Source organism: Blautia sp. ZXY-1-B12 (assembly GCF_056339915.1).
The window spans coordinates 1-7255 of sequence record NZ_JBWJVP010000110.1 but is presented as its reverse complement, the minus strand read 5'-3'; the positions used below and the strand labels follow the sequence as shown (position 1 = coordinate 7255).

At 53.3% G+C, this 7255-nt stretch carries 3 protein-coding genes and 1 pseudogene; all 4 read left to right on the top strand.

The window, feature by feature from the left end; genetic code table 11:
* Nucleotides 1-5768, top strand: a 5768-nt coding sequence (locus tag AC075L_RS06705; protein ID WP_476387406.1) for an SNF2-related protein, incomplete at its 5' end; no start/stop codon positions are given.
* Nucleotide 5769: 1 nt separating this feature from the next.
* Nucleotides 5770-6576 carry a DUF3848 domain-containing protein gene (locus AC075L_RS06700; RefSeq protein ID WP_021395528.1) on the top strand — a complete coding sequence of 269 codons (807 nt, stop codon included), beginning with the start codon at nucleotides 5770-5772 and terminating at the stop codon, nucleotides 6574-6576.
* Between the two features lie 2 nt (nucleotides 6577-6578).
* Nucleotides 6579-6917 carry a plasmid mobilization protein gene (locus tag AC075L_RS06695; RefSeq protein ID WP_032554571.1) on the top strand — a complete coding sequence of 113 codons (339 nt, stop codon included), beginning with the start codon at nucleotides 6579-6581 and terminating at the stop codon, nucleotides 6915-6917.
* Between the two features lie 151 nt (nucleotides 6918-7068).
* A pseudogene (locus AC075L_RS06690) lies at nucleotides 7069-7255 on the top strand (hypothetical protein); the annotation flags it as partial.

Below are 7255 nucleotides of genomic sequence, written 5' to 3'. Positions count from 1 at the left end.
CAATTCCGCAAAGAACCTCCTATGACCCAGCCGCCCCGGTCTATGCCGTGGGCGATACCGTGTATATCGAGGATGACGCCTATCAGATCACCGAGCTGCGGGAGGACACCGTACAGCTTCTGCCCACCGGGATGGTATATCCCATCTACCGGGCAGAGCGCAAAGAACAGTTCGAGCAGCTGCTTCGGGCAGACCGCCGCAATGCTTACTATACCGAGTTTCTTCCTATTGACCCGGACAAGGCAGAACAAGACTTGCGGGATGTATTGGCTCATGGACTGATGGATGAAGCGGATAAAAAGCAGATTTCCACGCTGCTGCAATCCGGCAGGAGCAACAGCGAGATCGCCTACTGGCTGAGCAGAGCCTATTCCGGTGAGATTGAGACACTGAATCTGGAGACCGGCGATATTGTCGATTACCGTACCACGGCACAGGGCATAGAACTGGAAGTCATGGATGCAGAGGAAAAGCGTCTGGCTATGCTGTATTTCCGCTGGGATGAGGTTGCGTCTTTGCTGCGCGGGATGTATGCCCGTCAGCAGGACGGTTTTGGACAGGAACAGCCCCAACCGGCTACCGAATCCCCGACCTTCCATTCCGAGACCATGGCCGTCTATCCGGGCGATAAGAACAATCTGCCTTATGATGTGGTGGTGGAACGACTGCATATCGAGGAGCCGGAGCCGCCAGCCCCTGTGACTGAGCCGGAGAAAACCTTTGAGGAAGTGCTGGACGAACACCCGGTTTCCATTCAGGTCAATGGCCAGTGGCAGACCTTTCCCAATGCCAAAGCTGCCGAGGAAGCCTCCTATGAGGAATACAAGGCTAACCTGCGCCGCAATGCAAAAAACTTCCGCATTACAGATGAGCATTTGGGTGAGGGCGGTCCGAAAGCCAAGTTCCAGGCAAATGTCAATGCGATTCGTTTGCTGAAAGAGCTGGAAGCTGCCGGACAGCAGGCAAGCCCCGAACAGCAGGAGGTTCTTTCTCGATATGTGGGCTGGGGCGGTCTCTCTGATGCGTTTGACCCGGAGAAACCGGCATGGGCTTTAGAGTATGCCCAGCTGAAAGAGTTGCTGACCCCGGAGGAATATGCCGCCGCCAGAAGCTCTACCCTCAATGCCCATTACACCAGCCCTACGGTTATCCAGGCAATCTATGAAGCGGTGGGGCGCATGGGCTTTGAAACCGGAAATATTTTGGAGCCATCTATGGGTGTGGGCAACTTCTTCGGTATGCTGCCGGAGGAAATGAGAAACAGCCGTCTATGCGGTGTGGAGCTGGACCCGATTTCCGGGCGCATCGCAAAGCAGCTCTATCCCAAGGCGGACATCACAGTAGGCGGCTTTGAGACCACTGACCGCCGGGACTTCTTTGACCTTGCCATCGGCAATGTGCCTTTCGGTCAGTATCAGGTCAATGACAAAGCCTACAACAAGCTGAATTTCAACATTCATAATTACTTTTTCGCCAAAGCACTGGATCAGGTGCGTCCCGGCGGTGTGGTAGCTTTTGTGACCTCCCGCTATACCATGGACGCCAAGGATTCCACCGTGCGCCGTTATCTTGCCCAGCGTGCCGAGCTGCTGGGAGCGATCCGTCTGCCTAATGACGCGTTCAAAAAGAATGCCGGTGCCGAGGTTGTATCGGACATTATCTTTCTCCAAAAGCGGGACCGTCCGCTGGACATCGTGCCGGAATGGACCCAGACCGGACAGACGGAGAACGATTTTGCCATCAACCGGTATTTTATCGACCACCCGGAAATGGTGCTGGGCAGACAGGAGCCGGTAAGCACTGCTCATGGTATGGATTACACCGTGAACCCCATTGAGGGATTGGAGCTTTCCGACCAGCTGCATGATGCTGTGAAGTATATTCATGGCACTTATCAGGAAGCAGAGCTGCCGGAGCTGGGCGAAGGCGAAGCCATTGACACCTCCATTCCTGCCGACCCCAATGTGAAGAACTATTCCTATGCCATTGTAGACGGACAGGTGTACTACCGGGAAAACAGCCGTATGGTGTGCCCTGACCTCAACGCTACCGCCGAAGCCCGTGTGAAAGGTCTTGTGGGACTGCGGGATTGTGTGCAGGAACTGATCGACCTTCAGATGGACGCAGCGGTTCCGGACAGCACCATTCGGGAGAAGCAGTCGGAACTGAACAGCCTCTATGACAGCTTTTCTGCCAAATACGGTCTCATCAATGACCGTGCAAACCGTCTGGCCTATGCAGATGATTCTTCCTATTACCTGCTCTGTGCGCTGGAAGTCATCGACGAGGACGGAAAGCTGGAACGCAAGGCGGATATGTTCACCAAACGGACCATCAAGCCCCATCAGGCGGTGGCTGTGGTGGATACGGCAAGTGAAGCACTGGCGGTGTCTATCTCGGAAAAAGCCTGCGTGGATATGAGCTATATGAGCCGGCTGACCGGAAAAACAACAGAAGAACTGGCGGGAGAACTGCAAGGCGTGATCTTTCGTGTACCGGGAAAGTTGGAGCAGGACGGATCGCCCCATTATGTGACTGCCGATGAATACCTTTCCGGCAATGTGCGCCGCAAACTGCGTCAGGCACAGCGGGCGGCAGAACAGAACCCGGCCTATGCGGTCAATGTGGAAGCCCTTACTGCCGCCCAGCCCAAAGACCTGGATGCGTCGGAGATTGAGGTGCGTCTGGGTGCTACATGGATCAACAAGGAATATATTCAGCAGTTTATGTATGAAACCTTTCGTACCCCGTACTATCTCCAGCGCAGCATCGAGGTCAATTACTCGTCCTTTACCGCTGAATGGCAGATTACAGGAAAAACTTCTGTTCCTTATAGCGATGTAGCTGCCAATACCACCTATGGAACCAGCCGTGCCAATGCCTACAAGATCTTGGAGGACAGCTTAAACCTGCGTGATGTGCGAATTTATGACACCATTGAGGATGCGGACGGAAAAGAACGCCGGGTTCTTAATGCTAAGGAGACCACCCTGGCCGCTCAAAAGCAGCAGGCTATCCGGGAAGCATTCAAAGACTGGATCTGGAAAGACCCGGAGCGCCGCCAGACTCTGGTGCGCCAGTACAACGAGGAAATGAACTCCACCCGTCCCCGCGAGTATGATGGCAGCCATATCACTTTTGGCGGCATAAACCCGGAAATTACCCTGCGGGAACATCAGCTGAATGCCATTGCCCATGTGCTGTATGGAGGGAATACCCTGCTGGCACACGAAGTGGGAGCGGGAAAAACATTTGAAATGGTGGCCGCAGCGATGGAAGCCAAACGACTGGGCTTATGTCAGAAATCTCTCTTTGTGGTGCCAAATCACTTGACTGAGCAGTGGGCGTCGGAGTTTCTGCGCCTCTATCCTTCCGCCAACATCTTAGTCACCACCAAAAAGGACTTTGAGACCCATAACCGCAAGAAGTTCTGCGCCCGTATTGCGACCGGGGACTATGACGCCATCATCATGGGACACAGCCAGTTTGAGCGCATCCCCATCAGCCGGGAGCGTCAGGAACGGCTTCTCTATGAACAGATCGACGAGATCACCGAGGGGATCGCAGAGGTGCAGGCCAGCGGCGGCGAGCGTTTTACCGTCAAACAGCTGGAGCGTACCCGTAAGTCTCTGGAAGCCAGACTGGAAAAGCTGCAAGCCGAGGGGCGAAAAGACGATGTGGTAACCTTCGAGCAGCTGGGTGTGGACCGGCTGTTCGTGGACGAGGCCCACAACTATAAAAACCTGTTTCTATACACAAAAATGCGGAATGTGGCAGGCTTACTCCACATCGGACGCGCAGAAATGGCCGCCGATATGTTTGCCAAGTGCCGCTATATGGATGAGATCACCGGAAACCGTGGCGTGATTTTTGCCACCGGAACCCCGGTCAGCAACTCCATGACCGAGCTTTACACCATGCAGCGTTACCTTCAGTATGAACGCCTGCAAGAGCTGAACATGACCCACTTCGACTGCTGGGCTTCCCGATTTGGGGAGACCGTCACAGCATTGGAGCTGGCACCGGAAGGCACCGGCTACCGGGCAAGAACGAGATTCAGCAAGTTCTTTAACCTGCCGGAGCTGATGAACCTGTTCAAAGAGGTGGCCGACATTAAGACTGCCGATCAGTTAAATCTCCCTACCCCGGAAGTGGAGTACCACAACATCGTGGCTCAGCCTACTGAACATCAGCAGGAAATGGTCAAAGTCCTTTCGGAGCGCGCATCGCTGGTACACAGCGGCAGCGTTGACCCGTCCCAGGACAATATGCTCAAGATTACCTCGGATGGCCGTAAGCTGGGGCTGGACCAGAGAATCGTCAACCAGATGCTGCCGGACGAACCCGGAACAAAGGTCAATCAGTGTGTGGAGAACATCATGCAGATCTGGCGGGATGGCGAAGCTGACAAGCTGACCCAGCTGGTGTTTTGCGACATTTCTACACCACAGGCAAAAGCCCCTGCAAGCAAGGCAGCAAAAACACTGGATAATCCACTGCTTCATGCACTGGAAGGCGCTGTGCCTCTGCCAGAGCAGGAACCGGCCTTTACGGTATATGACGATATTCGTCAGAAACTCATTGCCCAGGGGATGCCTGCCGACCAGATCGCTTTTATCCATGAAGCCAACACCGAGGTGCGGAAAAAGGAGCTGTTCTCTAAAGTCCGTACCGGTCAGGTGCGTGTGCTTATGGGCAGCACCGCCAAGATGGGCGCAGGCACTAATGTGCAGGACCGTCTGGTGGCACTTCATGATCTGGATTGTCCGTGGAGACCTGGAGACCTTGCCCAGCGAAAGGGCCGTATCGAGCGCCAGGGCAACCAGAACCCCCTTGTTCATGTGTACCGCTATGTGACCGAGGGAACTTTCGACGCCTATCTGTGGCAGACGGTGGAGAATAAGCAGAAATTCATCAGCCAGATCATGACTTCTAAATCGCCGGTGCGCTCCTGCGATGATGTGGATGAAACAGCCCTCAGTTTTGCTGAGATCAAGGCTCTGTGTGCCGGAGATCCCCGTATCAAAGAGCGTATGGATCTGGATGTGGAGGTGTCCCGACTGAAGCTGATGAAAGCCGACCACCAGAGCAAGCAGTATCGTCTGGAGGACCAGCTGCTCAAATACTTTCCGGAGGAGATTGAAAAGCACAAGGGCTTTATCAAGGGCTTTGAATCTGACCTGGAGGTTTTGGCAGCTCACCCGCACCCGGAGGACGGCTTTGCCGGTATGGAGATCCGTGGAGACCTGCTGACCGATAAGGAAAATGCCGGTGCAGCCCTTTTGGATGCCTGCAAGGAGGTCAAAACCTCCGATCCGGTGCAGATCGGCAGCTACCGGGGCTATGCCATGTCTGTGGAATTTTCTGCTTGGAAACAGGAATATACGCTCCTGCTAAAAGGACAGATGACCCACCGGGCAACCCTTGGTACAGACCCTCGCGGAAATCTTACCCGTATCGACAATGCCCTCGCCCAGATGCCGCAGCGTCTGGAGGCAGCAAAGGCACAGCTGGATAACCTCTATCAGCAGCAGGCTGCCGCAAAGGAGGAAGTCGGAAAGCCATTTCTTTATGAAGAAGAACTGAGAAGCAAAAACGCCCGTCTGGTGGAGCTGGATACCCTGCTCAACATCGACGGAAAGGGACAGGCACGCGCTGAAGCTGTTGTTGCCAAAAGCAAACGGCCTTCGGTGCTGGATCATCTGAAACGCCCGGTGCCGCCCCGTAGTACAGACAAGAAACCAAAACAGCATGAGGAGGTGCGATAACATGAATACCAACGATCTGAATACGGCTCTTTATGAAAAGATGGCCGCTGAGCAAGACAAATACAGGGACTGGCTGAAAAGCCAGCCCCCGGAAGAAATCCTGCACCACACCTATGAGTATACGGTCCGTGAAGACATCGTGATGGCGATGGAGGAACTGGAGCTGACCGATGCCCAGGCCCAGGCGCTTTTGGAATCTCCCTCGCCGCTGGCAGATGTGTACCACTATTTTGAAAAGCTGGAGACCGGCTATATGGATGTGATCCGAGACAGTATTGAAAGCCGAGCCAATGAGGTATGCAAAGAACCAGAAGAACTTAATCCCATGGTAGTTTATCTTCATTCTGCTTCATACGCGACTAAGCATGGAGAAACAGACGCATACTGGCTTTCTGACCAGGCAAATTTTTCTTGCAAAGTTGCCATTGAACAGGCAATCAGTGCCCATTATAGGGATAACAGGCTGGATACTGCTTCTGCGGTGCAAGAGATTTTGGAGGAATTTGGAGCAGAGCGGATGAACTTTATTCTCGCCAATACGATTCAGCATAAGGATGCAGATGGGCGGATCTCTTGTGATAACAAAGCATGGGCAAAGACCATTCCAATGCCGGAGGATAGTGCCACTTCCCAGCAATGTGTCGATCTGATAGTGGATCGAGTCAATCCGGGACTGGTGGATCTGTTTACAAGACAGGCTCGAAAGACCGTTCAGGAGAAAGAAAAAGGCTCTGTCCTGCAAAAGCTCAAACAGGAGCTGCCTGTCCATAAGCCTGCCGCCCCAAAGAAACGAGAGCCGGAGCGATAACTATGGCAAAGCGTAAGCGGGATGTTCCGGTTTTGTTTTGGGTGTCCGCAGAGGAACTGGAGATAATCCATCAAAAGATGCAGCAATACGGAACAGAAAATCTGAGTGCTTATCTGCGGAAAATGGCGCTGGATGGGTATGTGGTCAAGCTGGATCTGCCGGAGCTGAAGGAGCTTGTTTCCCTGATGCGCCGAAGCAGCAACAACTTAAACCAGCTGACCCGCAAAGTGCATGAGACTGGGCGGGTTTACGATGCTGACTTGGAGGATATATCCCAGCGACAGGAACAGTTGTGGGAGGGTGTGAAGGAAATCCTTACCCAGCTTTCTAAACTTTCATAACGGGGATAGATACTCCATTTGCGGAGGGAGGAACGGCGTTTCTTCGCCGCACCTCCCTCCGCTTTTTCTTTTTGCCGGTATCCTTGTCTTTTGCCTATCCGTACCGGATAATATGAGTAGAATAAAAAGTGAAGCAAAGGAGTGAAAACAGATGCTGACCTTTGAAAAAGTGTTAGAGATTTTTGCAGACTACCTGACCGCAGATGAAACCACCGAAGTTTATATCAGCCGCCATGGAGGTGTAAGGGTTGAATTTGATCAAGACTTTCACTATTGCACCGGAGAGGTGTGCCATACTCCCAAGGAACTGTTCGACCTCTTAGCCGATGATTACCGGA